Here is a 26,750-nt window from a genome sequence, read left to right as displayed (position 1 = left end):
AAAAAAAGGAATCAAATTTGATTCCTTAATTTTAGTGTTCATATTTTATTAAAGTAAATGTATTGTAATCCCCAAATAATTCAATTCCTTTTAAATCTTCCAATTCTATTAAAAAGCCAGCACAAACCACCTTTGCTCCTGTTTCTTCAATAATTTCCAATGCAGCTTTCGCTGTACCACCTGTTGCTAATAAATCATCAATTAATAATACTCTATCTCCTGATTTTAAAACATCCGCATCAATTTCAATCTGATTTTTACCATACTCTAAGTCGTATTCTTTTGTAATGACTTTTCCCGGTAATTTACCAGGTTTTCTAACAGGTATAAATCCTTTATTTAATTTATAAGCCATTGGAACTGCAAAGATAAATCCTCTTGCCTCAATACCTGCAATATAATCAAATTCTAAATCTTTAACTTTATCGCATAACATATCAACTGTTTCCTTAAAAGCGTCTTTATCCTTTAATAATGTTGTAATATCCTTAAAACTAATCCCTTCTTTAGGAAATCCTTCAATGACTCTAATTTTAGATTTTAAATCCATTATATCCTCCATTTTCATAATGAAAACCAATTATTTGAAATGTCCATATATTATTCTACAATAAATGTATAAATACTACAAGCTTAATTGCTATTTGTATTTTTTATTATAACTTCTATTATCTGCGGTCTATTAAAAACTCTTTTTGCAAAAGGAAAGTTATTACCTAACCCCCTAGAATTATACATTACGGAATCTTTTTTAGTAAAAATACCTCCACAATACTTACCAAAAAATCCTTGTCCAGATGAAAAAACACCTTTATTAAATATTCTTACTTGACCTCCATGAGTATGTCCTGAAAAAATCAAATTAATATTATATTTAACATAAATATCAAAAAATTCAGGTCTGTGTACAAGTAAAATTCTAAAATCATTTTTCGACTTTTTAATTATACTACTTAATTTTTCATCAATTTCTTTTCTAGTATTTTTCTTAACTTTTTTATTTAAACTTATATATTCTGAGGGATCATTTATTCCTAAAATATCAATTCCTTTATAACTTATGACTTCATCATCTAAGATTTTCACTCCTTTTGAGATCATCATCTTTCTTAACTTGTCAAAATCTTTATATCCTTTTTCATGGTTACCTGTTACAAAAAATATATTACCGTTAAGTAAATCTATTAAATCCATTGCATTTTCATGCCCTATGTATCTTCTATCAATTATATCTCCTGTAATGAAAATTAAATCATAATTATTTTTAATTATTTTTTTTATCTTAGACTGTTTAACACCAAATTTGTAATTATGTAAATCTGAAATATGTAATAAGTTCAATTGTTTTATTGAACTTGGCAAATCTCTTTCTATAATATATGTATCTACCATCGGATTTGCATTTTCAAATAATATGTACACTAAAAATATTAAAATCGTAATAAAAATAATTAAATAAATCATAAATTGTTTTCCTAAATTTTAATCCATATAGTCCTGCAAATTTAATGATATTATAAGTGACCTATCTATCTTTCTCATAGTTTTACCATCTAAACTCCCAACTTTATCTCTCAATCTTTTCTTATCAATAGTTCTTATCTGTTCCAATAAAACTACCGAATTTTTAGGTAAATTGATATCACACAAAATTTGAACATGTGTAGGTAAATTAGTTTTATTTTGTTGAGAAGTGATAGCTGCGATAATAACAGTTGGACTATATTTATTTCCCATATCATTTTGTATTATAACTACCGGTCTAATCCCGCCTTGTTCTGACCCCACAACCGGACTTAAATCAGCATATAATACATCACCTCTTTTTACTTTCAATTTTTCTCCTTATTTTTTATAAACTCTATAAACTCTATTAGAAATAGATGTCATTATTTCATAAGAAATTGTATTAGCCCAATTAGCTATTAAATCAGGAGAAATATATTCTTCTCCAGATTTTCCGATAAGTACAACTTCGTCATGTAATTTAGCTTCAATATCACTTATATCAACCATCAATTGATCCATTGTCACTCGTCCAAGAATTTTAGCTTTTTTACCATTAATCAATACAAATCCCTTATTTGATACAATTCTAAAATATCCATCAGCATATCCGATAGAAACTGTTGCTATTTTCATTTTCTTTTCTGCGATAAATGTATGATTATATGAAACTCCTTCACCTTTTTCAAGTTCTTTTATAAATGAAATACTTGAAATTAATCTAAATGAATTTTCAATTCCAACATTATATTTTTCTTTCATATATTGTGATGGATACATTCCATAAAGTGAAATCCCCGATCTGAAACCATCATATTTTACATCATAAGCCAATAGCCCTGCATCATTTGATATATGCTTTATCCAGTTAGCATTTATATCAGATAATCCATCTACTGCTTTTTGAAATTTATCATATTGTAAGTAAGTATATTCTCTGTCTGCTTCATCAGCACTCGATAAATGAGAAAACATACCTTCAATATTTATATTTTCTAAAGAATCTATTTGTCTAATTATGTCAAAATTATCTTCTGTAGGCTTAAATCCTAATCTGTTATGACCGGTTTCTATTTTAATATGCCCTCTAATAGTTTTTCCAAGTTTATTCATTTCTTTAGCAATTTCAAAATCATAAATATTTACAATTATATTATATTCATTAAGATATTTATAATTTTTAGGGTGAATATATCCTAAAATTAAAATATCTTTTTTTATTCCCGATTTTCTAAGTTCAATTGCTTCATTGATATTCGCAACACAAAACATATCAACATTATCTTCAATAAATTTTGAAATTTCAACAGCACCAAGACCATATGCATTCGCCTTAACTACAGCAAAAAACTTCTTATTAGATAAACTCCTTAGTATTTCAACATTTTTTTTTATTATACACAAATCAATTTCAAGTACATTTGCATCAATCACCATCAATTTCTCCTATTGCATATGGTAAATATTCAATAATATTTCTAGCTATCAAACTTGTTTTTCCAAATCTTTTTGAGGCTAAATCCCCAGCCATTCCATGAATAAAACATGCTAACTTAAACATTTCAATACTATTTTCTCTAGCTAAAAACGCAGCAATAATTCCTGTCAAAACATCTCCAGATCCTGCTGTTGACATTCCACTATTTCCTGTTTGATTTATATATATCTGATTTCTATCTGCAACAATACTGTTTTTACCCTTTAATAAAATATTTAAATCATATCTATCTAAAAAATTATGAATAAAGCCTTCTCTATCATAAAAAATTTCATTTAAGGAATATCCTGATATTCTTGAAAATTCCATTTCATGAGGTGTTATGTATATATTATCTTTTATAAGTTCCGGATATTTTGCAAGAATGTTTATAGCATCCGCATCAACTATAACAGGTCCATCAAAATTGTTTAATACTATTTCTAAAATTTTTCTAGAATTCTCTGAAACTCCCATACCCGGACCAATAGCAATTACAGATTTATTTTGAATTATATTTAATAAATCTTCTCTTCTAAAATCACCAAAATATGATTTACCATTATCTCCTAAAGTTAGAATTATCTGCTCCGTCGTCTTACATTCTAACGTATCGGCGACACATTCAGGAACTAAAGTATAAACTAAACCTGCTCCCGCTTTCAAAGCAGCTTCTGATGCTAAATAAACAGAGCCCACCATTCCTCTGGAGCCACCAATTATCAATATTTTACCAAAATCATATTTATTAGAGTTTTCTTTTCTTTCAGGAAGCATTGAATTGGAAAATTTATTATGTCTTATTTCCAACAATTTGCATACCGCTATAGCATATTCTCCATCATGACTTATTGTAATATTGATACTTTGTATATTTTCTTTATCCATCAATAACTTAATTTTATATTTTTCAATATTAACATAAGGAGCATTTTTTTCATTATGAAGAATTTCAACATCCAATAGACCTAGCTCTTCAGAAATTCCTACTCCAAAAGCCTTTGTAACCGCTTCTTTGGCCGCAATAATCCCTGCTATACTATTTTGACTTAAATTTTTAGATTCTAAATATTTTTTTTCAGAATCAGTAAAAAACTTATCTAAAAATCTTTCTCTAGTAAGAAGTTTTTCAACTCTTTTAATTTTAAAAATATCAATTCCTATCATAAAATTCTCCTTTATAATAATGATATAATATATATTAAATATATCACTATTAAATTATTTTGTAAATTTAGAAAATATGAGAAGATTGCATAAATTACATAAATAACTTTCTTCAAATGATTATAAACTTTTTGATGAAATCCCAAAACAAAAAAATATTGAATTCAAAAGGAAAAAGTACTAAAAATAAAAACATTTATTAAACTTGTAATTTCTTACCATCTCTATAAACTTCATCAATTATTGCAGAGCCTAGACAAACTTCTCCATCATATAAAACAGCAGCTTGCCCTGGTGTTACAGATTTTATGTGATCATATACTATTTCTAATTTATCATCTTCCAAAAATTTAACTTTTACTTTTATATCTTTTTGTCTATATCTAAACTTGGCTGTACATTCAAAATCTTTCTTTTGAAAATTTTTATTTGACGAAACAAAACCCGATGCTAAAAGTCTATTTGAAAATAAATTTTCATTATTTGTTCCTTGACATACTAATAAATTATTATTTTCTAAATCTTTACCGCATACAAACCAAGCTTCGCCATCTCCACCGATACCCAATCCCTTTCTTTGACCAATTGTGTGATACATTAATCCTTGATGTTTCCCTAAAACCTTTCCGCTTTCAACATCAACAATTTTTCCCGGTTTTGCAGGTAAATAATTGGAAAGAAATTCATTAAAATTTCTTTCTCCAATAAAACAAATACCTGTAGAATCTTTTTTTGTTGCAGTTGCTAAATTATACTTTTTGGCTATTTCTCTTACTTCGAACTTTTGTAAATCTCCAATTGGAAACATTACATCTTTGATTTGCTCTTGAGTTAATTGTGATAAAAAATAAGTTTGATCTTTATTATCATCAAGTCCTCTTAACATCTCTACCGTGCCATCTTCATTTCTTCTTATTCTTGCATAATGGCCTGTAGCAAGATAATCAGCACCTAAATCTTTTGCAAAATCTAAAAAAGCCTTAAACTTAATTTCTTTATTACACATAATATCAGGATTTGGCGTACGACCTTTTTTATATTCATCTAAAAAATATGAGAATACACGATTATAATATTCATCCTCAAAATTTATAGAATAATAAGGTATTCCTATTTCATTACAAACTGCTATTGCATCCTTAAAGTCTTCTTCCGCTGTACAAAAACCATTATCATCAGTATCATCCCAATTCTTCATGAATACCCCAGTTACATCATACCCTTGTTGTTTCAATAATAATGCAGCTACTGATGAATCAACACCACCACTAACTCCTACTACAACTTTAATATCTTTATTTTCTTTCATTTAGCACTCTTTCTTTCATAAAACTCAGTTAAAACATTTATAACTCTGTCTATATCTTCTTTAGTATTTGAAAAACCAAAACTAAATCTAATAGATCTTTTTGCTCTATTTTTATCATACATATTTTCAATTACATAACTAGGTTCTAACGCACCTGCCAAACATGCAGAACCGGATGAAACATATATACCATTCATATCCAAATAAGTCAACAACAAATCACTTTTAACAAATGGAAAATATATATTAACAATATGATTTGTAGAATATTTTTGATCTCCATTTATTTCAAATGGAATATTTGTTAATTCTTCTATAAAATATTCCTTAACATTCCATATTCTATCTCTCTCCAAAATAGTTGGCTCAATGCAACTCGCCATAGAAATTGCTGCCAATAAATTAGATGTTCCAGCTCTTTGATTGTTTTCCTGATTCCCACCGTGAATAAATTTTTTTACCTTATTTCTTAAATATAAAACTCCAAATCCATTCATAGCTCCTAATTTATGACCGGATAAGCTCATAGAATCGCAATTAATTTTATCCACATCTATATCTATGTGTCCTAAGGCTTGGACAGCATCAACATGAAACCATATGTTTCTACCTCTTAAATATTCCCCTATTTCTTCAATAGGTTGGATTATTCCCGTTTCATTATTTACATACATAACACATACAAGTTTTGTCTTTTCAGTTATATTATTTTTTAACTCTTCGAAATTAATTCTTCCAGATTTTTCAGCATCAATTAATATAACTTCAGCATTCACATTTTCTAATGACTCCAATACAGATTTATGTTCAATTTTAGTACTGATAATTTGAATATCGGATTTATCAAAATTTTTTATAATTGTATTATTAGACTCACTCGCTCCACTTGTAAAATAAACATCTCTAGGATTAGCATTAATAAAACTCGCAATTATTTTTCTAGATTTCTCTAAATATTTATTACTATTTCTTCCTAAACAATGAGTACTACTTGGATTCCCATCATATTCTTCAATTTTATTTATTAAATCCTGCAATACATCTTTTCTTTTCAATGATGATGCAGCGTAGTCTAAATATGTCATATTAACCTCTTTCTATATCAATTATACTAGAATCATCTTTTTTTGTGAAGAATAATAGTTTTGGGTGTAATAATTTATAAACTAAGCTAATTTTTAAGTAATAATGAATAAAAACATAAACGATAAAATTATTTTAAGAAATGGATATATACTAAACAATCATATTAAGCTTCCACATATGTACACATATAGCAAGTTAATTAGTTACTCCATATTATTTCGTTTCTCTTCTTGCATGAGCAGTAAGTATTTTTAAGACTTCGTCTTGTTTGGCTATAGCTTTATCATTTATTTCTTTTTCCTTTTGTTCTAAATATGAAGTAATGTTAGCATTTGTTAGCACTCTAGACGAATTAGCCCTAGCGGTAGTTTCTTTTTTGTGCTCGGATAAGCTTTCAAATATGCGTCTGTCGCATTCCCACTGATGATATATTCATCAGCAAATCGTTTTTGTTTAATTGTTAACTTCAATTCATCAGCTCCTTTCATAAAAATAAACACAAAAAAGACAACCTTACGCAGATATAATATCTGTTTGTTGTAATATGGTTGCCTAAAAAATTCTTATTTATTTAATTGTCTATATTTTTTACAATACTATATTATCATAGTTTGTTGTTCATTTTTTATTTTTTAAATCTCTTCAAATTTTTCTTCAAGTAAAGAAGTAATTAATCTACTAACATTTATTTTTTCCCTTTTAGCATACTCATTTAAATACATGGGAATAGACACATTCCTTCTAACTGTTTGTTTTTTTGCTAATTTAGTGTATTCAGCGATATCTAAACCAACCAATGAAGTGAACGATTTTTCAAAGTCGTATTCTTCTGCAAACTCTATATTTTCATTTATTTCTAATCCATCTATCCCCGATGATACTGGCATTTCAATTCCTTTTTCATAGTATTCTTGTAAATAAGTCCCTAAGTAGTCTTGTGCCATTTCTATAGAATCTTCTATACTATTTCCTTGTGTAGCTCCTAAATCAGGGAAAGATATAAAATACATATCTTTATTTTTTAGTTTATAAAAGTGTGCTGGGTAAGTTAAAAACATAATATTCTCCTTTTTTTTGTAAGGGTGCAGGGTTTATTTCAACCCTGCTTGTTTAAGTATTTCCATTTCCAATCCTTTAGGTATTTCCTTAGAATGGTACGGAACTTGAGTCACCTTACCGGTTTCGGGATTCATAAACTTTCTATGAGAACCACGACCACTTTTTACGTAAATAAAGCCGTTTTTCTTAAGAAGTTTAATCATCTCTTTTGAGCTCATCGGCATAACTCCCTCCTTACAATCATTATTATACACAATAGTGTGTATAATATCAAGCGTTTTTTTAATAATTTTAGATATTTCTATTAATCTATTTTTGTGTAATTTTTGAACTTTACCTATACTCATATAAGTATAATCCCGGGAGATTGACAGTTAAAAGATGAAAAACAACATGAAGACACCATATTTTTCAAAGAAAGATGGATAAATGAAAAAGGACTTGAGCAACGATTGATTGTCTCATATTCAATCAAACAAAGAAATTATCAAAGATATATTAGAGAAAAACAAGTTGAACGAGCAAAAGAGATGATTAATACACCTAGTAAGATAAAAGATAGAAATCAAAACTCTCCAAAAAGATTTATAGATGAAACTAATGTTACAACTGATGGAGAAATCTGCAATAAAAAGATATTAAATCTAAATGAGAACAAAGTAAAAAAAGAAGAAATATTTGATGGTTTCTACGCTACCTACACAAATTTAGAAAAAGATATTAATGAGATTATTCATATTAACAAGATGAGATGGCAAATTGAGTCATGTTTTAGAACTATGAAAACAGAATTTAAAACTAGACCTGTATATCTTAGAAATGACAATAGAATAGAAGCACATTTTTTAACTTGTTTTCTCTCACTATTAATCTTAAAAATTATTCAGATAAAGACTAAAAATGAACATTCTGAAGAAGAAATTTTATCAACATTAAGATCGATGAATGTACACAAATTAAGAGATTTAGGATATCTAGGCTCATACACAAGAACAGAGATTACAGATGATTTACACGAGTCATTTGGATTTAGAACAGACAAAGAATTTATTTCTAAAAAAACTATGAAAAAAATATTGAAAAAGACGAAAAAAGCATAAACAATACTACATTTTTAAAAATATTAAAAGCTCTGAAACATACTGTTTACAATGTGTTTCAGAGCTCTTTTAATCGCAAAGTGTCAAACTCGAGATTATAGCATATACTCCTTAAAAATTAAATAGGAGGACTTATGATATATTCATATAAAAAAAGTGATGGAAAAACATGGTATTACATCAAATATAATACCAATGGGAAAAGTTACAAACAAAAAACAACCTTGTTTTTCCAAACAAAAGCGGAACATATCAAAGGTTAGGTAACATTCAAGATAAATTAAACAGATATTGTAAGTTGGAAAATATAAAAAAAATAAGAGTACACGATTTAAGACATACCTACGCAAGTTTGTTATTTGCAAGTGGAGAAACAGCAAAAGAAGTTCAAGAGAGATTAGGACACAGCAGAATTGAAACTACATTAAATATTTACACTCATTTGAATAAAAAACAAAAAATGTTGACTCTTGAGAACTTTATCGGATATATGAATAGTGAAGCTAAGTAACTATCCTATTTTTTTTGAGAACTCTTTGAGAATTTTTTGAGAAAAAATACTATAAATCAATGTAATTCAATGTAATTATATGCAAGTATAAAAAAACAGCTTTATTGAAATATAGACATTTGCAACTTAATATAATTCAATAAAACCGTTTAAAATACAATGGTCGGAATGAGAGGATTCGAACCTCCGACCCCTCGGTCCCAAACCGAGTGCTCTACCAAGCTGAGCCACATTCCGACGACTTTTATAGTATATAATAATTTTTTACATTTGTCAAATATTTTTTATATTAAAACTTATGGAACATTTGTTCTTTTTGTGGTATAATATTTTAGAGGTAAATATGGAAAAAGTAAGAATTGCTCATTTAGCTGATTTTCACTTAGGTGGTGAAATTCACGAAAATAATGAATTAAGTAAAAAAATTAATGTTAATTTAATAAAAGGTTTATTAGAAATTTTTAATATGTTAAACCTAGCCAAGGTTGATTTAGTATTGATTGCCGGAGATTTTTATGAAAGTTCCTCATTAGATAAAAATTTACACAATGAGATTAAGAAAATCTTTTCTAATTTTTCCGGTAAGATTATTATAGCTCCAGGAAACCATGACTATATAAGTCTAGACTCCCCTTATATGGAAGAATGGCCGGATAATACATATATATTTAAAAATCAAAAAATAGAATATTTTGAATTTAAAAATCTAAATACAAGAGTTTATGGATTCGCATTTAATCAAAGTCATATTAAATCCCCTATGCTTTCAAATTTTCCTGTTATAGATGAAAAATATATTAATTTAGGGGTATTTCATGGTCAAATGGATGAGATGATGAATTCTTATAATCCGATTTTTATAGAAGATATTAAAAATACAAATTTAGATTATATCGCTCTTGGACATATTCATAAAAGAAGTGAAATAAAAAAAGTTTCTAATACTTACTATGCATATTCCGGAAATCCTGTAGGCAGAGGATTTAATGAAACAGGTATTAAAGGAATTTATCTTGGAGATATTTCTAAAAATAGAAATGGATTAAATTTTTATAAATTAAATAACTCTGAATTTCACACTATAAATTTTGAAATAGATTCATTTATAGACCAAAAAGATTTAGCAGAACAAATTAAAGTTTATTTATTTAACAAATTTGGTGAAAAATATAAAAAAAATTATTACAGGATTAACTTAAATGGTTATATTGAAGAAAATAACTTTATAAATATTGATATGATTACACACTATCTAAGTGAAATTGAATATATTGAATTAAAAGATAACACAAAAATTAAAATAGATTTTAATCAAATATCATACGAAAATAATCTAAAGGGAATTTTTGTACAAAAAGTATTAAACTCTACGTTGGATGAAAATGACAAAAAAACTATCATTGATATTGGTATAAAAGCACTTGAGGACATATTATGATTAAAGAAATTTACATTAACAATTTTGGAAAATTTAATAATTACTCATTAAAATTAAACAATGGAATAAATATTATTTATGGTAAAAATGAATCCGGAAAAACCACAATATTAAATTTTATTTTAATGGTTTTATATGGTGCAAATTCTAAATCAAATGATATTTCTCAAAATATCAGAAAAAAATATACTCCGTGGAATAATTCTCAAATGAAAGGATATATAGTTTTACAAAAAGATAATATTTTTTATAAAATTGAAAGAACATTTAATCAATCTAATGCTACAGATATAGTTGATGTTTATGAAATAAATACAGGTAAAAAAATAAATCTTTCCAGCTCTAAAGAACCGGGAAAATATTTTTTTGATATGGATTATGAATCTTTTAAGAAAACTTTATTTATTTCTTCCGAATCAACAGTAATTTCTAATGATGGTAAAAAAGACGAAATTACACGAAAATTAATAAATTTGGTAAGTACTGGAGAAGAAAATATTTCTTATAAATCTGCTATTGATAATATCGAAAAAAAAATTGAAGAATATAAATCAAAATCAGGACATAAAGGTAAAATTGTTGAACTAAAATGTGAAATTGCAAATATTAAAAGCGAATTAGAGGAATCCAAAATTGATGAAAAAGATAAATTAAATTTAATAAAGCAAATCCAAAAATTAAATCAAAGTAAGGACAATATTTCTAAAGAAATTGAATATTTAAATAAATTAATCATCTTAAAAGATGAAAAAATTAAAATTTTAAATGAAATTAAAAGTATAGAAAAAGACAGAAGTGAAGAATTTGAAATAAATTCTTTATATTTTAATTTAGATAATAAAAAAAATGAATACAATACACTAAAAGATAAAAAGTTTATAAATGTAATTTCTATACCTTTTATAATGTTTTCTTTTATTTTGAGTGTTTATAATAAACTTTTTTTAATTTTGTTTTTTGCATCTTTAACATATGGAATATATACATATATAAATAACAAAAATAAAATTAAAATAGAATTAAAACAAATTAAAAATGAAATCAGCAATATAAAAGATAATATAGATCAAAAAAATATATTATTAAATGATAAAAATGATGAAATATTTTTTATGAGTAAGGCAATAAACGAGATAAACTCACAGCTTGATTCAAGTAATTATAAATATCTAGAAATTTCTTATGAATCACTTGACAAATTAAAAAATAAAAGAAACACATATGAAAATGAAATCGTAAAATTGAATACCCTATCTAAAGAAAAATATAAAGGTAAAAGAAATTTATCTACAATCACTGAAGACTTAAGTGTAAAAAGATCATATTTACAAGAACTAGAAAAAAAATATGATTTACTTATTAAAACAAAGAGATTTATTGAGAAATCATTTGAAGAATTAGGAATTGATTTTTCAAAAAAATTAAATAAAATTTCATCAAAATATATTATGAAAATAACAAATAATAAATATTCAAATCTTTATATTTCAAATGATTTTAGTATTTCAATTCAGGATAATGAAACTAAAAATTTAAAAGAGTGGAAATATTTAAGCAGTGGTACAATTGATCAAATATATCTAGCACTTAGATTATCTATTATTGAATTAATAGTAAAAAATTATGATGAAAAAACTCTATTACTTGATGATATTTTTATAAGATATGATGAAAACAGGATTGTAGACACCTTTAATTTAATAAAAGAATCTGAATATTCACAAATATTGTTATTCACAAGTAAAAATTTAGAAAATAAAAATAACAATATTAATTTTATTGACATTTAGTTTTTTTATTATATAATAATCTTATCGAGCTCTTTTAGCTCAGTAGGTAGAGCAATGCCATGGTAAGGCAGAGGTCGCTGGTTCGATTCCGGCAAGGAGCACCAATAAGATTATTGTATACGTGTAATTTTACACGTATATTTTTTTATTATACTTATAATTTTTATAAAAACATATATAAAAAGTCCGATGTAAATACTTAATCCAATCAACTAAAATGTTTTTTATTGATTAAATTTTCAATGTATTTACACTGGACTTTTTTCATATTATTAATCCATAAAAAATATAATGCTATATTATACTAAATTTTATTTATAAATAATTTTGAGCTTGAGTTTCAAATAATTCTCTATATAAATTATGTCCTTGCATCAAGTTTTTATGAGTATCAAAACCAACTATCTTTCCTCCATCAAGTAATAAAACTTTATCACTAAATGTTGATGAACTCATTCTATGAGAAATGAAAATAGATGTTTTATTTTCCGTTAAACTAGCAAATTTTTCAAAAATTTCACTTTCTGCAATTGGGTCAAGTGCTGCTGTTGGTTCGTCAAGTATCATTAATGAGCCACCTTTATTTATAGCTCTGGCAATTGCAAGTTTTTGATTTTGACCGCCAGAAAAATTAGTTGCATTTTCTTCTAAAGTCTTATCTAGATAGGTGTCAATTCCCTTTTCAAGTTTATTTACAGCTTCTAGCATATTAACTTGTTCAAGACTCTTTATTGCCTTATCTCTATTATTTTCATGCGGCATTATATTTTCAAATATTGTGTATGGAAATAACTTAAAATCTTGAAATACTGCTGATATTTGACTAATATAACTTTCTTCCTCAATATCATAAATATTTACACCATTCCATAAGATTTCTCCACTATCAGGAGTAAAAAATTTACAGATTAATTTAACAATTGTTGATTTTCCAGCGTTATTTAATCCAACTATTGAAATTTTCTCTCCTTTATTTATCTTAAATGATATATCATCTAAAATAATCCTATCTGTATTTGGATAAGTAAATGTAACATTCTTAAATTCAAGAGTTTCAAATTCATCGATTTTTATAGTACCATTAAAATTGTCGTTATCTAATTCTAGGAAATCATTCCAAGGAGTTAAATGAGCAATAGACATATTTAGTCTAGATATAGATTCTGCAATCATTTTTACTTCTTGTGAAATTGTATTTGTAGAATTATATATTAAAGTAAATTGCCCAATACTAATAACGGGACCAAATTTATCACTTAAAAGTCTGACAGCATTATATGATATTGCCAAAAATGTAATTAAAGATGTCGATATCAATTCAAATACACTAATTATAGAATCATTATAAGTTAACTTTTTTATCCAATTAAAAACTTGATTGTTAAAAAAATCCATTTTTTCTTTCCATATATAAGCTAATTTATAAATTCTAAATTCCTTTTGATGTTTTTCTCCTAAAGCATTCATGAAAAAATATGAAAATTTTCTATTAATCGGGACATTTTCTTGCATTAATTTATCAAATTTTTTTCTAAAGAATATTACTCCGGCTGAACTCAAAATTAAAATCATTGATAATAAAATTGTATAAATTATACTGTAGGAAAATAAAATAGCCACTAATGAAACTATACTAAAAATAGCAGTAAGTACATTTTGTATAGATTCAAGTGTTAATTTAATTATTCCCCAAGATATCGGCATTTCCGATCTTTGAATTAAATCTAAAGTTGCAGGATTTTCCAATTCTTTATATTTTACAGAAAGAGCTTTTTCAGAAATTTTGCTTTCTAATATTTTAGAAATGAATGTATCTAATTTTGACAATTTCATTGTAACAAATGCAGAAATTTGTTTCAGTAAATACAGTCCTAAATAAAATATGAATGCAGAAATTACTATTTCCTTAAATCCTTTTCTATTTATAATCATATCTATAATCGTTGCAGGTAAATACATTGTAGCAATAGTAACTGTTGTATTAAGTACAATGCTTAAAATTACAAATAAAAAATATTTTTTATCTATATTCCATGTTTCCTTCATAAGTCTTATGATTACTTTATTTTTAAGCATTTTTACCCTCCTTATAGTATTTACCTTGTGTTTCAAACATATTTCTATAATTTTCACATTCTCTTAAAAGATTTTCATGATTATCTTTAGCAATAATTTCTCCTCCATCTAAAAACATAATTTCATCACAGAATTTGGTTGATGCAAGCCTATGAGAAATGAAAATACCTGTTTTATTTCCCATATACGCATCAAATTCTTGATAAATCTTCTCTTCTGCAAAAGCATCTAATGCAGAAGTCGGTTCATCCATTATCATTACAGATGTATCTGGTTTATATAAAGCTCTAGCTATCATAAGCTTTTGATTTTCTCCACCTGATAAAATTTGTCCGTCCTCATATAGAACTTTTAGTAATTCTTGATTGTATATTTTATCAAATTTAGAAATCTTATCCCATAGTCCAACTTTTTCAAGTGTAAATTTAACTTTATCAAAATCAATATCTTTTGAATTTACAGCGATATTTTCAGCAACTGTCATAGCCAAGGGTTCAGTTTCTTGAAATACTACACTAAACAATTTAAATCTTGCATTATCTGACAATTCCATCATATCTATATCATTAATATAAATTTTTCCGGTTATAGGTCTATGTAAACCTGTCATTAACTTAATTATAGTTGTTTTACCAGCTCCATTCACACCTACAACTGCAACTTTTTTACCTGCTTCTATTTCAAAATTTAGATTTTCAAAAACATAATTTTCTGCACCCGGATATTTAAATGAAACATTTTCAAATTTAATACTTACAGGTCCATCAAAATCAATATTTTTTCCATCTTTATTTAAATTTAAATTAGATTCAAAAAATTCAACCGTATCCATATAATATGGAATATTTTCTAATATTTTTGATAATTGTTCTTTAATTGAATAAAAAGTATTTGAAAATATAACAATTAGGCTTAATAACATTACCAAATCCGAAACTTCAATTTTTCCTATACTTGTCAAATAAACTAAAATAGATATTGATAAAAAATCCGACATATAAATTATAAAATTTTCAAAAAAAGACAATTTGAATTTATACCTATATTCTTTGTTTACTGCTCTTGTATATCTTTTTATAAATAACTTTATATTATCAAATAATCTTTTTTTCAGTTCAAATATTCTAATATCTTTTCCATAACTGAAATCATTTATAGTTTCTTTATATTTTGCAAATTTTCTCAATTCATTTGTACGAGAATCTTTGTTATTATAAACAAATTTTGCGTATTTGTTAGAAAATATAAGATTTAATAAAACACTAAATAACACAATTAAAATGATTAAAAATGATTGCTTTATTAAAATAAAAATAAATAAAAGTACAACAAATAAATTCTCCAATAATATCTGACTACTTAGATTTAATATTGAAAATCCTGCATTTTCTCCTCCAACACCAGATATAGCCTGATTTATTTTCAGATTAAATTTTGCATCTTCAAAATAAATAAAATCCATAGTCATTATTTTTTCAGTAACATTAGTAAAAATATTTAATCTTTTCCTACTAATTATAAAAAATAGTTTATTTTTTATAATTATGCGTATTATGCTCAATATAACAAAAATTAAACTATATATTAAAACCACTATTATAATATTAGATGCCGTTGTTTCTTTTAATTTAATCATATCAAGTATGTACTTCAATATTATTACGGACATAACTGTACTAACGCCGTGAAATAATGTGTTGATTATAACATAATATTTATTATTACCTGAAAACATAAATGAAAGTATATGTTTAAAATAAAATGAAATTTTTGATTTCAAGTTTCTATTCTTATTCTCCATTTTATCCTCCTAATTTCTTAAAATAATCAGATATTTCTAATAATGTTTTTTTATTTAAACTAAAGTACATTTTTCTACCTTCAGTTCTTGTATTAACAAGTTTATTTTGAATCAGATTATTTATATGATAACTTACTGTAGCTGTTGTTAAATTAAGATTGTCAGCAATTTCTTTACCATACATTTCTCTTATAGATAACAAATTTATTATTTCTAATCTTGTATAATCATTAAGCATTCTAATTATATCTTTAATTTTTTCATTTCTTTCTTCATCAATTTTATATTCAAATAATAGACTTTGTAAAATACCTATTAACACTATAAACTCGACTTTTTTATAATCTTCTATCTGCACAAATAATGAAACATTATAATCATATGAAATAAAAATGGAAGAATAAAAAACTAAGTTTCCATCCATTTGCTCAACATTATGATTCCTTAAATCTGTCCATAATGACGTGTTTTTATATTTTTCATTTTTAACTGATTTGAAAGAATTTTCAAAATTTTTTTCTATCAAATAAAAATTTTTTGAAATAATATTTTCCAAATCACTAAGCATTTTTATAAAATTATCAAGAATATTGTTTACATTCATAGATAATTTAACTAATAAAAACTTCTGCATATCATTAAATGATGAGTTTTCTATTGACTCAATCACACTATATAAGTCTGAAAAAACTACTTTTTTGTTTTTAAATTCTAAGTTTGAAGCGTAATTTGAAATATATATAAAATCAGCAATACTTTTTAATATATCATCTTGTTTAAACTCACTAAAAGATTTTTTGTTGTTTAAATATGAAATAAAAGCATACTCACTTATTGAATTTTTACCATCTTCATATTTATTAAAAAATTCATTAAATTGAGAGTTTTTAGATAAAATTTTTTTTACTTCTTTTGTTACATTATTAATATATTTTGATATATTCTTAAACTTAGTTTCAAATTCACTTTTAGTAATTCTATATTTTTCAAAATCTATTGGATAATATTCTTTATTATTAAATATTTCAGTTGCTACTAATAGAGCATCTAACTTGTATAATGGCTCTGTTAAATATATAGAATTCATTATTACCTCCATATCACAAATATATTAGATTCAAATCTAATATAAATATTATATCCACATCTTATTTATGTGTCAATATATTATTTTAAGTAAAAAAAAAGACAGAACTTTTACATTCCATCTCTAAAAAATTTAATATCTTCTAAGTGATTCTTTATTTTCAAGTAATTTTCTTGTTAACTCCAACTCACTTGATTCTATTTTACTTAATTGATTCATCCAATTAAGTGATTTGCCAACTCCTCTAACTATAGCTGTAACCGGACTATCCGCTATTGAAACAGATATTTTTATTTTTTCTTCTATTTTTTCACGGATTCCTAATATCAAAGCTCCACCACCTGCTAACAATGCTCCATTTTCATATAAATCTGAAACTAATTCCGGTGGTGTTGTTGATAGTACTCTTTGAACTCCGTTTGCTATTTCTTCAATAACTTTTGATAATGCAATCTCTATATCTTCTTTATAAACAATAATTTCTTGAGGCAAACCACTGAAAAGATTCCTTCCTTTTACATTAATCCCATCTTCATCACTAATTTTTACAATTTCTTTCTTTATACGTTCAGCTGTTTTTTCACCAATTATCAGATTTTTATTTTCTCTAATATATTTCATAATTGCTTCATCACAAGAATCACCAGCAAATCTTATAGAATCCGAAACTACTATTCCCCCTCTTGAAATTACTGCTATATCTGTAGTACCTCCACCTATATCAATTATAAGGTTACCCTCAGTTTCCCCAATTTCAATACCTGCTCCAATAGCTGCAGCTAAAGGTTCTTCTATCAAATAAACTTCATTTGCTCCCGCTTTTAATCCCGCTTGTTTTACCGCTCTTTTTTGAACTTGCGTAGCTCCGGAGGGCACACAAATAATGACATTAGGCCTTATAATTGTATTACCAACAGCATTTTTTATAAAATATTTAAGCATTTGCTCTGTTGATACATAATCATTTATAACACCTTCCTTTAATGGTCTAACCGCAATTATATTTCCCGGTGTCCTTCCAAGCATTTTACTCGCTTCTTCTCCAACTGCAATGACAGAATTTGTAAATTTATCAACTGCAACTACAGAAGGTTCATTTATAATTACACCGTCTTTTCTTGTAAATACTAAAACTGATGTGGTTCCTAAATCTATCGCTATTCTTTTTCTGAAATTCATAACTTTCCCCATAAAATCTATTTTTTACTAATATCAATTTGTTTTTCAATTAATTTTTTCTTAGAATACTCTCTAACTAATACATATACAGTTGCAACAAGGGGCACAAATATTATCATTCCTATAATTCCCATTAGTGCACCTCCTAAAGTAATAGCAACCATAATCCATATCGCAGGTATTCCGACTTTTGAACCTACTAATTTTGGATAAATATAATTACCATCTATTTGTTGAGCAACTATTATATAAACTAAAAATATTAATCCTTTTGTTGGACTGGTTATAGAGATTAGCACCGTAGAAATTACAGCTCCAACTAAAGCACCAATATATGGTATAAGATTTAATAAGCCAGCTGTTACCCCTAAAATCAAAGAATATGGTGCTCCTATAATCGTAATGCCGGAAAATACAATAATTCCTAATAATATTGCTTCTAAAAACTGTCCTGAAAAGAAATTGTAAAAATTTTTATATAATAATCTTGATACATAAACAATTTTATCCGCTAGCTTTTCACTAAAGAGTGCATAAGTTACTTGCTTTGCATTTTTTCTCAATCTATCTTTACTACTCAATATATATATAGAAAAAGAAATTGATAAAAACCCTTCAAAAAAACTACTAAATATTCGACTTACAACATTAAATGTACCTGATGCAATTAAAGCTCCATCATTTTTTAAAATCTCTATAACTTTATTAATAAGATTTTGAACCTGCACCTCTTCAATAAATTTCTGTACATTTTTACCTAATTCTGCACTCATAGGCATATTTTTCAATTTATCTATGGAATTATTAACTAAATCCGGTAATTGATACATAAGATTTAATACCGATGTAATAAATTTCGGTAAAACTACAGATAAGAAAAATGTAATTAATAATAACATACTCAAAAAGGCTAAAATCATAGATACAAGATCTCTTACTTTTTTATTTTTCAACCCTAAATATTTAAACAATTTTTCATATTGATTCATTACCATATTAGCTATAAAAGCAATAACAAAACCAATAATTATAGGTCTTGAATATATCAATAAATCTATAAATATTTTAGAAACTGTTGTAAATTTAAAAATAAAAAAATAAAATCCAATTCCACTAAAAACAACTATTAACTTCTTAAAAATATCTCGTCTTTCTTCATTATTTAATTTCATATTTCACCTCTAAAATATTATAACATAAACTATCAATAGAATAACTTATTTTTTTATTGTATAATTCTAATATGGAGGCATAATGAAAAAGAAATTAGTTTTTGATATGGATGGTACATTATTCAACACTATGGGAATGTGGATGAATATAATAGAAGAAATTTTAAATCATAAAGAATTAATAAATGATTTAGACCCAATGGAAACTCGTCAAGATTCAATGATAGATTTTGCATATGGTTTTATAAAAGAAAAATTAAGAGAATATGATAAAAATAAGGTTTTAAGACTTCTTCATAATTATTTTATAAATGCTTACAGCAAAAATGATTTATGCAAAGAAAATGTTAAAGAAAAGCTAGCAGAACTTCATAATATGGGATATGAAATATATCTTGCAACTGCTACCGATTTTGAATATGCAAACACAGGAATTACAAGTAATGGCTTAAAGCATTACTTCAAAGATATTTTTACGCCTGATACAATACATTCTAGCAAACATCATATAAGTTATTATGAAAAAATTTTAAATAAACTTGAAACTCAGCCTGAAAATATTGTGTTCTTTGATGATTCGATGTATGCAAATGAATTTGCAAATAAAATAGGCTTTACATCCGTTGCTGTATTTGATAAACATACAAATTTTATGGAAGAAAATATTAAAATATCAAATTTTTATATCGAAAATTTTAATCAAATAGATGACAAAATTTTAAAATAAAACAAAATGGTGCGTAACATCCATAATTTTATCGCACCATTTTTTATTATTTTAACCCATAAATATTAAATATTTCATTTTTATAATAATTAAATAATTTCTTTACATCATGACTATCTGTATAGACGTCATCTTCAGAATCTGAAAGTAGAAATTTACTTAAAATTGATTTTTTCTTGCCATACAAATTATAAATTTCATAATTATTTATCCATTTAGTATTATCGTACTTGTTTTTATCCAAAATAACTAAATATTGTTTATTTTCTTTTATTGGAATGTATCCCTCAACTGGAACAATAAATTTATTTACATTAGAATGATATTCTACAGGTTCATTTATAAATATTTGTTTTGAAATCTTTTCCTTTGAAAAATTTTTTAATACATCAACTTTTAGTAATCTTCCTGAAGGATAAAATCCTTCAACTTTTGACAATTTAACTTCTAATGCAACCCCCTTATTTTTATCATGCATGGAAATTATATTATCATAATATTCTTTTTTCTTAGTATCATTTATTTTTGAAATATTAAAGTCACTAACTTTAGAATTGCTCAATAATTCATCATTATTTTTTATAGTACTATTAACATAAAATGTATATAAAATTAAAAATGTTGATAGAATAAATATACCTATAAACCCAAAATATTTTTTCATTATTTTACCTCTGAAATCTTCCCATCATTTAATCTAAATATCCTATCTGAAAATATTTCTATATCACTTTTATTATGAGAAGCAATCAATATTATAGCACCATTTTTCTTAAAATCTTGTAATATTTTATAAAATAGTTGTATGCCGTCTTCATCTAAGGCATTTGTAGGTTCATCAAAAATTAAAAGTCTCGGATTTTCAAAAATAGCCTGAGCTATTGAAAGTCTTTGTTTCATTCCTAGAGAATACTTTTTATATATTCTATTATCTTTATAACTAAGACCTACTTTTTCTAACGAATTTATAATATCTTGTTCTGTAGAAATTTTTTTTATATATGACAATTTTTTCAAATTTTCAAAACCTGTTAAATCTTCCCAAAATCCATTTGAATCTATTACAATCCCAATACTACTAGGAAAGGATACATCTTTTCCTATTTTCTCTCCAAAAATTTCTATACTTCCACTATCTACTTTAATCAATCCGGAAATAGCTCTAAAAAGCATTGTTTTTCCCGAACCATTAACTCCAACAAATCCATAAATATTTCCTGCATCTAATGATAAATTTATATCATTTAATATATTTACACCTTTAATATTTTTATTCAAATTTTTAATTACAAGATCATTCATTTTCCCTCCTAATTCTAAAAATATCTCTTTTTGTGATAATATAAAAAATTAAAAATAATTCAATAATCACTAATGATATACAAATTAATAAATAATATGAAAATATCAAATTATATAGAAATATATTAACCACAAACAAAAGTGTTGCTGAAATAGTAGCAATAAATTTAACCACAAAAAATGATAAAATTAAAATAAATAATGCAAACAAAAATAACATAAAAGTAAACAATAATAAATCTAATAATATTTGATAATAATTAATAGAATAAATTTTATCATGCATATAAGCCAAAAACAAAGATATAAGTAATTTTAAAAACGAAAAAAATAGACATTCATAAAATATTTTGATTATTGATTTTTTTATATATAAATATAAATGTCCGTATCTTATCATTTCAAAATATCTATCCTTACTTATTAAATAAAATATTTTTTCTGATATTATAAAAAATATTAATATATATATAAATAAAATATATATTCCAAAAACATTATTATCTTTTATTGAATTAAATTCTAACAATAAACTTTTATTCCCTTTAACATTAAATAAATATCCCACATAGATGTTAGATATATATAACTGTAATAAAAAATATACATATTTTTTAAGATTTTTCATTATTCCCCCTTAATATATCCTTATTACAGATAACATAATAAAATATATGTAATATAAAAATTATCGTTAATACGTAAAAAATACAATTAAAAATATATATAAACAAATTATTTTTAAATATATTTATCGGTAACATTTTAATAGATAATACAAATACATTATCAAATAATCTTGGTAAAGAATATTCCAAACCAATAATAAAAAATATACAAATATATGCTATAAAATCACTAAATAAAAAATATAAAATAAAAAACATTAAATTAAATGTACAAATACCCACTAAAAATAACAGAAAATATAAGATATAATTTAATATAAAATAAATATCTATATAACTTTTTAATATTAAACTTATTTCTATAAAAGAAATAAGAAATAGTGAGACAACAAAAATAATCAATCTAAATATTATTTTTCTTAGCAAAAAAATTATATATTTACGTAGTGAATTAAATCTTAAAATAATTTTTTCATTTCTGTATATATTTATATTTCTAAAAACAAACATTATAGATAACGGAATATATATAATCAATAAATTATCATGGGTAAAACTTAAATTCATCATAGTAAATATATTATCTAAATCATTTATAATTAGGTTTCTAGAATAAAAAAAATATCTAAATACAACTAATGAAATTAATATTGTTAAAAGTAAATAATATTCAATAAAATTTTGTTTCTTTATTTTCATTATAGTTCATCCTTTAAGTACAACACTTTTATGTTTATAAAAATAAAACTCAAAATTATTAAAATGATTAAATCCAATATAAAGTATAACAAGTTTAATCTTAAAACAAGATTATACTCTACAAATAAGTAATGAATAGGAAATATATTTGTATGTCCTGAAAAACTTAAAATAAAATTAATTAAAATAAAAATAATAATAGAAAATATAACTAAATTAATTTTATTAAATTTATTATAAATCAATGATAATGAATAAACAAATGTAGCCCAAATAGAATAAAATATTAAACAAAATATAAAATGAATGATATTAACTATGTAAGGACTATAAATAAACATACTTTTAAATAAAAGTTTGCTATCCATTATATTTATAAAAAAACCTCTTTCATCTAACAAATTAGGTCCATTTTTAAAATTTCCAATTATTGAAATTAAAAAATTTATCCCTAATGGTAATAAAAACATAATAAATGTAGTAATAAAAACAACAAAACAGTTAATAAAATAATAATTTTTTCTTCCTAAATTAATTAAAAAATAGTTTTTTTTACCAGTAAATTTATCCTCTAAGTAAATTACCGAAGTAGGAATAACAGCAATTAAAACAGCAAAAACATGGTAAAAATATGATGTTAAAATAATCTCATAATCATCCGGAAATCCCATAAATAATTTAAATGAAGATAAAGTAAAATTTGCAAATTTATTTAAATTGTATGATATACTGTAAAAATAATCTATTAATGCAAATACAAATATAAATAAAATAGCAAATTGAAAAATTGTTGATTTAACTATATTGCACGTTCTTAACCTAAAATACCTAAATTGCATATTTACCTCTAATTAAATACGGCGACCATATCAAGAGTATATGGTCGCCATAAACTTTATTTAAAATCTACGTAACCTCTAACAGTAACGTTTACCAATGTAAACAATCTCTTATTCTCTACAATACAATTATATCAAAAAAAAAAAAATTAACAATGTAAATACATTAATAATATAATTCATTAATTTTTATTTAAAATAAAAAAGCAGATTTCTCTGCCTTTTTGGAGTTAATTATGATGAAAAAGAATAAACAATTTGTGCCAGTCATCATTTATCTATCTTTTACATTTTTATAATAACAAATTTTGAAAACATTGTCAAACTTTTAAGAATGAAAAACGCTAAGAATATCTATTATTTTCATAAATAAAACCATTAATATTATCAAAATAATGTAATATCAATGGTTTTTACAGGAAAATATTTTCATGGAAATATTAAATTTTTTTAATAATTTTTAAGAGTTCTTCATTATTTTTACTATTTTCAAATAATTTAATTAGTTGAGGTAAAGAATCTTCCTCTTTAGTATCTTTATTCATACGTCTCACTTTAACAAAAGCTTCTCGTGTTTCTTCATCTAAAAGCAGGTCATCTCTTCTCGTTCCACTCTTTAGAATATTAATAGCAGGAAAAATTCTCATCTCAGAAAGAGATCTATCAAGATGTAATTCCATATTTCCAGTTCCCTTAAACTCTTCATAAATCATATCATCCATTCTCGATCCGGTATCCACAAGACATGTAGCAAGAATTGTCAATGAACCTCCTTCTTCGATATTTCTTGCAGCACCAAAAAATCTTTTAGGTTTATGAAGTGCAATAGGATCCAAACCACCAGAAAGTGTTTTTCCTGATGATGGAGTAAGAATATTGTATGCTCTAGCCATCCTCGTAATTGAATCAAGTAAAATTACAACATCTTTTCCTTCTTCTACAAGCCTTTTCGCCCTTTCAAGTGTCATTTCAGATAATCTTGCATGATTTTCTAATTGTTCATCAAATGTTGATGCGATTATTTCAGTTTTATAGAGTTGATCTCTTCCTTCAGTAAATTTATTTACAGATCTTTCAATATCTGTAACTTCTTCCGGCCTTTCATCAATTAATAAAATAAATATTTTAATCTCAGGATGATTTTTTTCAATTGCATTTGCTATATTTTTTATAATAGTTGTCTTCCCTGTTTTAGGTGGAGAAACGATCAACCCTCTTTGCCCTTTTCCAATTGGGGCAATCATATTTATCATCCTATTTGAAATATGTTCTTTTTCATCTTCTAAATCAATTAAATGAGTTGGATATATTGGCTTTAATGTTTCAAAATCATTTCTCTTATATGCATTTTCAGGGCTATGTCCGTTTAGTCCAAGCACATAAATTAAAGGAGGAAACTTTTCTTTTTCATCTCCACTCGGTCTAATCAAGCCTTTAATATAATCACCTGTTTTTAACTTAAATCTTCTTATTTGTGTTGGAGATACAAAAACATCATTGTCTCCGGATTCAAATTTATTAGTTCTAATAAATCCATATCCATCAGGTAACACTTCCAATAAACCTTTTATTTCAATTGTATCTTTATTTGTATTTTCTTGATAATTTGCTTGTTGAGAATTATTTTTTAGATTTTGATTTTCTTGACTTAAATTATTTAAATTTTTTGAATTTGAATCTTCTTTTACTGTTTCTATTAAACTTATTAACTCATCTTTACTATATTTTGTTATAGATTTTATATTTAACGACTTCGCAAGTTCTCGAAGATCATTAAGTTTCATACTTTTTAAATTTTCTGCCATATTACCTCTATATGTCTATATTAATTGCAGCCATGTTCTAAGAACATAGCTGCAAAAAATTAATTATTAAGCCTTGTGAGCTGAACCAAAAATTTCTATTTTTTCTTTAACACCGTCAATTATTGCTTGAGCAGGTTTAGCCAAAATTTTTCTTGGATCAAAGCCTTTTCCTTCTTTATCTTTTCCTGCTTCAATATAATTTCTAACTTCCGCAGCAAATGCCCATTGTAATTCTGTGTTTACATTAACTTTTGAAATACCTAATTTAATAGCATCTTGAACCATTTTTGCTGGAATTCCTGTACCACCATGTAATACCATCGGAACTGATCCAACTGTTTTTTGAATTTCTGCTAAAACTTCTAAATCTAATCCTTCCCAGTTTTCCGGATAAGCACCGTGAATATTACCGATACCTGCTGCTAAAAAGTCAATTCCACATTCCACTAATTGTAAACATTCTTTAGGATCTGCTACTTCCCCTTTACCAACAACTCCATCTTCTTCACCACCAATTGAACCAACTTCTGCTTCAACGGATATTCCTTTTTCATGAGCTAATTTAACAATTTCTCTTGTTTTTTGTAAATTTTCTTCAATATCATAATGTGAGCCATCAAACATTACTGATGTAAATCCGGCAGCTATAGCTTTTTGAGCTCCTTCATATGAACCATGATCCAAATGAATTGCTACAGGAACTGTAATATTTAAATCTTTTATTAATCCTTTTACCATACCTACTACAGTATTATAACCACCCATGTATTTACCAGCACCTTCTGAAACACCTAAGATTACAGGTGATTGAACTTCTTCACATGCCAATAAAATTGATTTTGTCCATTCTAAGTTATTAATGTTAAATTGTCCTACTGCATATTTTCCTTCTAAAGCTTTTTTAAGCATACCACTTGCTTCTACTAAAGGCATAATTTCCTCCTAAATATTTATTTAATATAATCTTACTTATTAATTATACAACTAAAAA

General features: G+C 25.1%; 27 protein-coding genes, 2 tRNA genes and 1 pseudogene. 7 read left to right on the top strand and 23 right to left on the bottom strand.

Going from position 1 to position 26,750, the window contains the following annotated elements:
* Positions 1-31 precede the first annotated feature (31 nt).
* The 11 genes from EQF90_RS01720 to EQF90_RS01675 all read right to left on the bottom strand — a co-directional run bounded on the left by EQF90_RS01720 (position 32) and on the right by EQF90_RS01675 (position 7,951).
* Entirely contained in the window at positions 32-562 is a 531-nt protein-coding gene (locus tag EQF90_RS01720) for an adenine phosphoribosyltransferase (protein WP_280633446.1), read from the bottom strand.
* Positions 563-633: 71 nt separating this feature from the next.
* Positions 634-1,464 carry a metallophosphoesterase gene (locus EQF90_RS01715; protein ID WP_134710323.1) on the bottom strand — a complete coding sequence of 277 codons (831 nt, stop codon included), beginning with the start codon at positions 1,462-1,464 and terminating at the stop codon, positions 634-636.
* An 18-nt stretch (positions 1,465-1,482) separates the two neighbouring features.
* Positions 1,483-1,836 (bottom strand): type II toxin-antitoxin system PemK/MazF family toxin, encoded by a 354-nt coding sequence (locus EQF90_RS01710; protein ID WP_134710321.1) that lies wholly within the window; start codon positions 1,834-1,836, stop codon positions 1,483-1,485.
* Positions 1,837-1,845: 9 nt separating this feature from the next.
* Positions 1,846-2,943, bottom strand: a complete 1,098-nt coding sequence (gene alr, locus EQF90_RS01705) for an alanine racemase (RefSeq protein WP_245152892.1) — start codon at positions 2,941-2,943, stop codon at positions 1,846-1,848.
* Positions 2,933-4,150 (bottom strand): NAD(P)H-hydrate dehydratase, encoded by a 1,218-nt coding sequence (locus EQF90_RS01700; RefSeq protein WP_134710319.1) that lies wholly within the window; start codon positions 4,148-4,150, stop codon positions 2,933-2,935. Before EQF90_RS01700 ends, alr begins: the two co-directional genes overlap by 11 nt.
* 199 nt (positions 4,151-4,349) lie before the next feature.
* Positions 4,350-5,459 (bottom strand): tRNA 2-thiouridine(34) synthase MnmA, encoded by a 1,110-nt coding sequence (gene mnmA, locus EQF90_RS01695; RefSeq protein WP_134710317.1) that lies wholly within the window; start codon positions 5,457-5,459, stop codon positions 4,350-4,352.
* The gene (locus EQF90_RS01690) at positions 5,456-6,544 is read right to left on the bottom strand and encodes a cysteine desulfurase family protein (RefSeq protein WP_134710315.1); all 1,089 of its coding nucleotides are present in this window, start codon (positions 6,542-6,544) and stop codon (positions 5,456-5,458) included. Before EQF90_RS01690 ends, mnmA begins: the two co-directional genes overlap by 4 nt.
* A gap of 214 nt (positions 6,545-6,758) precedes the next feature.
* Positions 6,759-6,947 (bottom strand): terminase small subunit, encoded by a 189-nt coding sequence (locus tag EQF90_RS01685; RefSeq protein ID WP_280633445.1) that lies wholly within the window; start codon positions 6,945-6,947, stop codon positions 6,759-6,761.
* Entirely contained in the window at positions 6,881-7,033 is a 153-nt protein-coding gene (locus EQF90_RS08350) for a terminase small subunit (RefSeq protein ID WP_134710311.1), read from the bottom strand. Before EQF90_RS08350 ends, EQF90_RS01685 begins: the two co-directional genes overlap by 67 nt.
* Positions 7,034-7,177: 144 nt before the next feature.
* The gene (locus tag EQF90_RS01680) at positions 7,178-7,603 is read right to left on the bottom strand and encodes a type II toxin-antitoxin system HicB family antitoxin (protein ID WP_134710309.1); all 426 of its coding nucleotides are present in this window, start codon (positions 7,601-7,603) and stop codon (positions 7,178-7,180) included.
* Between the two features lie 33 nt (positions 7,604-7,636).
* A complete protein-coding gene (locus EQF90_RS01675) occupies positions 7,637-7,951 on the bottom strand; it encodes a type II toxin-antitoxin system HicA family toxin (protein ID WP_245151249.1) in 315 nt (104 codons plus the stop codon).
* A gap of 33 nt (positions 7,952-7,984) precedes the next feature.
* Between EQF90_RS01675 and EQF90_RS01670 the strand changes: the two are divergent.
* The 3 genes and pseudogenes from EQF90_RS01670 to EQF90_RS01660 all read left to right on the top strand — a co-directional run.
* Positions 7,985-8,704 (top strand): annotated as a pseudogene (locus EQF90_RS01670) (IS1634 family transposase); the annotation flags it as partial.
* A gap of 134 nt (positions 8,705-8,838) precedes the next feature.
* A complete protein-coding gene (locus EQF90_RS01665) occupies positions 8,839-8,967 on the top strand; it encodes a hypothetical protein (RefSeq protein ID WP_280633444.1) in 129 nt (42 codons plus the stop codon).
* Between the two features lie 5 nt (positions 8,968-8,972).
* A complete protein-coding gene (locus tag EQF90_RS01660; RefSeq protein ID WP_245152894.1) occupies positions 8,973-9,215 on the top strand; it encodes a tyrosine-type recombinase/integrase in 243 nt (80 codons plus the stop codon).
* A gap of 160 nt (positions 9,216-9,375) precedes the next feature.
* Here the strand turns inward: EQF90_RS01660 and EQF90_RS01655 are convergent.
* Positions 9,376-9,452, bottom strand: a tRNA-Pro gene (locus EQF90_RS01655).
* Between the two features lie 106 nt (positions 9,453-9,558).
* On the opposite strand from EQF90_RS01655, the gene EQF90_RS01650 reads away from it, so the two are divergent.
* The 3 genes from EQF90_RS01650 to EQF90_RS01640 all read left to right on the top strand — a co-directional run bounded on the left by EQF90_RS01650 (position 9,559) and on the right by EQF90_RS01640 (position 12,547).
* Positions 9,559-10,653, top strand: coding sequence for a metallophosphoesterase family protein (locus tag EQF90_RS01650; RefSeq protein WP_167603970.1), 1,095 nt, complete (start codon positions 9,559-9,561; stop codon positions 10,651-10,653).
* Complete coding sequence (locus EQF90_RS01645) at positions 10,650-12,443, top strand: ATP-binding protein (protein WP_134710303.1); 1,794 nt, start codon at positions 10,650-10,652, stop codon at positions 12,441-12,443. Before EQF90_RS01650 ends, EQF90_RS01645 begins: the two co-directional genes overlap by 4 nt.
* Before the next feature lie 28 nt (positions 12,444-12,471).
* A tRNA-Thr gene (locus EQF90_RS01640) sits at positions 12,472-12,547 on the top strand.
* 211 nt (positions 12,548-12,758) lie between these two features.
* On the opposite strand, the gene EQF90_RS01635 is transcribed toward EQF90_RS01640, so the two are convergent.
* From EQF90_RS01635 to EQF90_RS01615, 5 genes are all read right to left on the bottom strand, one after another.
* Complete coding sequence (locus EQF90_RS01635) at positions 12,759-14,519, bottom strand: ABC transporter ATP-binding protein (protein ID WP_134710301.1); 1,761 nt, start codon at positions 14,517-14,519, stop codon at positions 12,759-12,761.
* Positions 14,512-16,320: an ABC transporter ATP-binding protein gene (locus EQF90_RS01630; protein WP_134710299.1), complete on the bottom strand. Its 1,809-nt coding sequence runs from the start codon at positions 16,318-16,320 to the stop codon at positions 14,512-14,514. The genes EQF90_RS01635 and EQF90_RS01630 overlap by 8 nt, the downstream gene beginning before the upstream one ends.
* 1 nt (position 16,321) lies before the next feature.
* Positions 16,322-17,407, bottom strand: coding sequence for an ArsR/SmtB family transcription factor (locus tag EQF90_RS01625; protein ID WP_167603968.1), 1,086 nt, complete (start codon positions 17,405-17,407; stop codon positions 16,322-16,324).
* A 132-nt stretch (positions 17,408-17,539) separates the two neighbouring features.
* Positions 17,540-18,586: a rod shape-determining protein gene (gene mreB, locus EQF90_RS01620; RefSeq protein WP_134710295.1), complete on the bottom strand. Its 1,047-nt coding sequence runs from the start codon at positions 18,584-18,586 to the stop codon at positions 17,540-17,542.
* A gap of 17 nt (positions 18,587-18,603) precedes the next feature.
* Positions 18,604-19,758 (bottom strand): AI-2E family transporter, encoded by a 1,155-nt coding sequence (locus EQF90_RS01615; RefSeq protein WP_134710293.1) that lies wholly within the window; start codon positions 19,756-19,758, stop codon positions 18,604-18,606.
* A gap of 82 nt (positions 19,759-19,840) precedes the next feature.
* Here EQF90_RS01615 and EQF90_RS01610 point away from each other — a divergent pair, with 82 nt between their 5' ends.
* Positions 19,841-20,485, top strand: a complete 645-nt coding sequence (locus EQF90_RS01610; protein WP_134710291.1) for an HAD family hydrolase — start codon at positions 19,841-19,843, stop codon at positions 20,483-20,485.
* A gap of 46 nt (positions 20,486-20,531) precedes the next feature.
* Here the strand turns inward: EQF90_RS01610 and EQF90_RS01605 are convergent, their stop codons facing one another.
* The 6 genes from EQF90_RS01605 to fba form a co-directional block, all read right to left on the bottom strand.
* Positions 20,532-21,149: a hypothetical protein gene (locus tag EQF90_RS01605; protein WP_134710289.1), complete on the bottom strand. Its 618-nt coding sequence runs from the start codon at positions 21,147-21,149 to the stop codon at positions 20,532-20,534.
* Positions 21,149-21,787, bottom strand: coding sequence for an ABC transporter ATP-binding protein (locus EQF90_RS01600; RefSeq protein WP_134710287.1), 639 nt, complete (start codon positions 21,785-21,787; stop codon positions 21,149-21,151). Before EQF90_RS01600 ends, EQF90_RS01605 begins: the two co-directional genes overlap by 1 nt.
* Entirely contained in the window at positions 21,780-22,415 is a 636-nt protein-coding gene (locus tag EQF90_RS01595) for a hypothetical protein (RefSeq protein WP_134710285.1), read from the bottom strand. The genes EQF90_RS01600 and EQF90_RS01595 overlap by 8 nt, the downstream gene beginning before the upstream one ends.
* A 699-nt stretch (positions 22,416-23,114) precedes the next feature.
* Positions 23,115-23,954, bottom strand: a complete 840-nt coding sequence (locus EQF90_RS01590) for a hypothetical protein (protein ID WP_134710283.1) — start codon at positions 23,952-23,954, stop codon at positions 23,115-23,117.
* Between the two features lie 440 nt (positions 23,955-24,394).
* Positions 24,395-25,759: a transcription termination factor Rho gene (gene rho / locus EQF90_RS01585; RefSeq protein WP_134710281.1), complete on the bottom strand. Its 1,365-nt coding sequence runs from the start codon at positions 25,757-25,759 to the stop codon at positions 24,395-24,397.
* Between the two features lie 66 nt (positions 25,760-25,825).
* Entirely contained in the window at positions 25,826-26,692 is an 867-nt protein-coding gene (gene fba / locus EQF90_RS01580) for a class II fructose-1,6-bisphosphate aldolase (RefSeq protein WP_134710279.1), read from the bottom strand.
* Between the last annotated feature and the right edge of the window lie 58 nt (positions 26,693-26,750).

The organism is Helcococcus ovis, from assembly GCF_004524775.2.
Taxonomy (GTDB): Bacteria; Bacillota; Clostridia; order Tissierellales; family Peptoniphilaceae; genus Helcococcus; species Helcococcus ovis.
This window is presented reverse-complemented; position numbering and strand designations above follow the sequence as displayed.

Excerpts from the sequence above, each read along its gene's own strand:
- EQF90_RS01720 (WP_280633446.1), bottom strand. The coding sequence starts at position 562 with ATGGAGGATATAATGGATTTAAAATCTAAAATTAGAGTCATTGAAGGA.
- EQF90_RS01715 (WP_134710323.1), bottom strand. The coding sequence starts at position 1,464 with ATGATTTATTTAATTATTTTTATTACGATTTTAATATTTTTAGTGTAC.
- alr (WP_245152892.1), bottom strand. The coding sequence starts at position 2,943 with ATGGTGATTGATGCAAATGTACTTGAAATTGATTTGTGTATAATAAAA.
- EQF90_RS01700 (WP_134710319.1), bottom strand. The coding sequence starts at position 4,150 with ATGATAGGAATTGATATTTTTAAAATTAAAAGAGTTGAAAAACTTCTT.
- mnmA (WP_134710317.1), bottom strand. The coding sequence starts at position 5,459 with ATGAAAGAAAATAAAGATATTAAAGTTGTAGTAGGAGTTAGTGGTGGT.
- EQF90_RS01690 (WP_134710315.1), bottom strand. The coding sequence starts at position 6,544 with ATGACATATTTAGACTACGCTGCATCATCATTGAAAAGAAAAGATGTA.
- EQF90_RS08350 (WP_134710311.1), bottom strand. The coding sequence starts at position 7,033 with ATGAAAGGAGCTGATGAATTGAAGTTAACAATTAAACAAAAACGATTT.
- EQF90_RS01680 (WP_134710309.1), bottom strand. The coding sequence starts at position 7,603 with ATGTTTTTAACTTACCCAGCACACTTTTATAAACTAAAAAATAAAGAT.
- EQF90_RS01675 (WP_245151249.1), bottom strand. The coding sequence starts at position 7,951 with ATGAGTATAGGTAAAGTTCAAAAATTACACAAAAATAGATTAATAGAA.
- EQF90_RS01665 (WP_280633444.1), top strand. The coding sequence starts at position 8,839 with ATGATATATTCATATAAAAAAAGTGATGGAAAAACATGGTATTACATC.
- EQF90_RS01650 (WP_167603970.1), top strand. The coding sequence starts at position 9,559 with ATGGAAAAAGTAAGAATTGCTCATTTAGCTGATTTTCACTTAGGTGGT.
- EQF90_RS01645 (WP_134710303.1), top strand. The coding sequence starts at position 10,650 with ATGATTAAAGAAATTTACATTAACAATTTTGGAAAATTTAATAATTAC.
- EQF90_RS01635 (WP_134710301.1), bottom strand. The coding sequence starts at position 14,519 with ATGCTTAAAAATAAAGTAATCATAAGACTTATGAAGGAAACATGGAAT.
- EQF90_RS01630 (WP_134710299.1), bottom strand. The coding sequence starts at position 16,320 with ATGGAGAATAAGAATAGAAACTTGAAATCAAAAATTTCATTTTATTTT.
- EQF90_RS01625 (WP_167603968.1), bottom strand. The coding sequence starts at position 17,407 with ATGAATTCTATATATTTAACAGAGCCATTATACAAGTTAGATGCTCTA.
- mreB (WP_134710295.1), bottom strand. The coding sequence starts at position 18,586 with ATGAATTTCAGAAAAAGAATAGCGATAGATTTAGGAACCACATCAGTT.
- EQF90_RS01615 (WP_134710293.1), bottom strand. The coding sequence starts at position 19,758 with ATGAAATTAAATAATGAAGAAAGACGAGATATTTTTAAGAAGTTAATA.
- EQF90_RS01610 (WP_134710291.1), top strand. The coding sequence starts at position 19,841 with ATGAAAAAGAAATTAGTTTTTGATATGGATGGTACATTATTCAACACT.
- EQF90_RS01605 (WP_134710289.1), bottom strand. The coding sequence starts at position 21,149 with ATGAAAAAATATTTTGGGTTTATAGGTATATTTATTCTATCAACATTT.
- EQF90_RS01600 (WP_134710287.1), bottom strand. The coding sequence starts at position 21,787 with ATGAATGATCTTGTAATTAAAAATTTGAATAAAAATATTAAAGGTGTA.
- EQF90_RS01595 (WP_134710285.1), bottom strand. The coding sequence starts at position 22,415 with ATGAAAAATCTTAAAAAATATGTATATTTTTTATTACAGTTATATATA.
- EQF90_RS01590 (WP_134710283.1), bottom strand. The coding sequence starts at position 23,954 with ATGCAATTTAGGTATTTTAGGTTAAGAACGTGCAATATAGTTAAATCA.
- rho (WP_134710281.1), bottom strand. The coding sequence starts at position 25,759 with ATGGCAGAAAATTTAAAAAGTATGAAACTTAATGATCTTCGAGAACTT.
- fba (WP_134710279.1), bottom strand. The coding sequence starts at position 26,692 with ATGCCTTTAGTAGAAGCAAGTGGTATGCTTAAAAAAGCTTTAGAAGGA.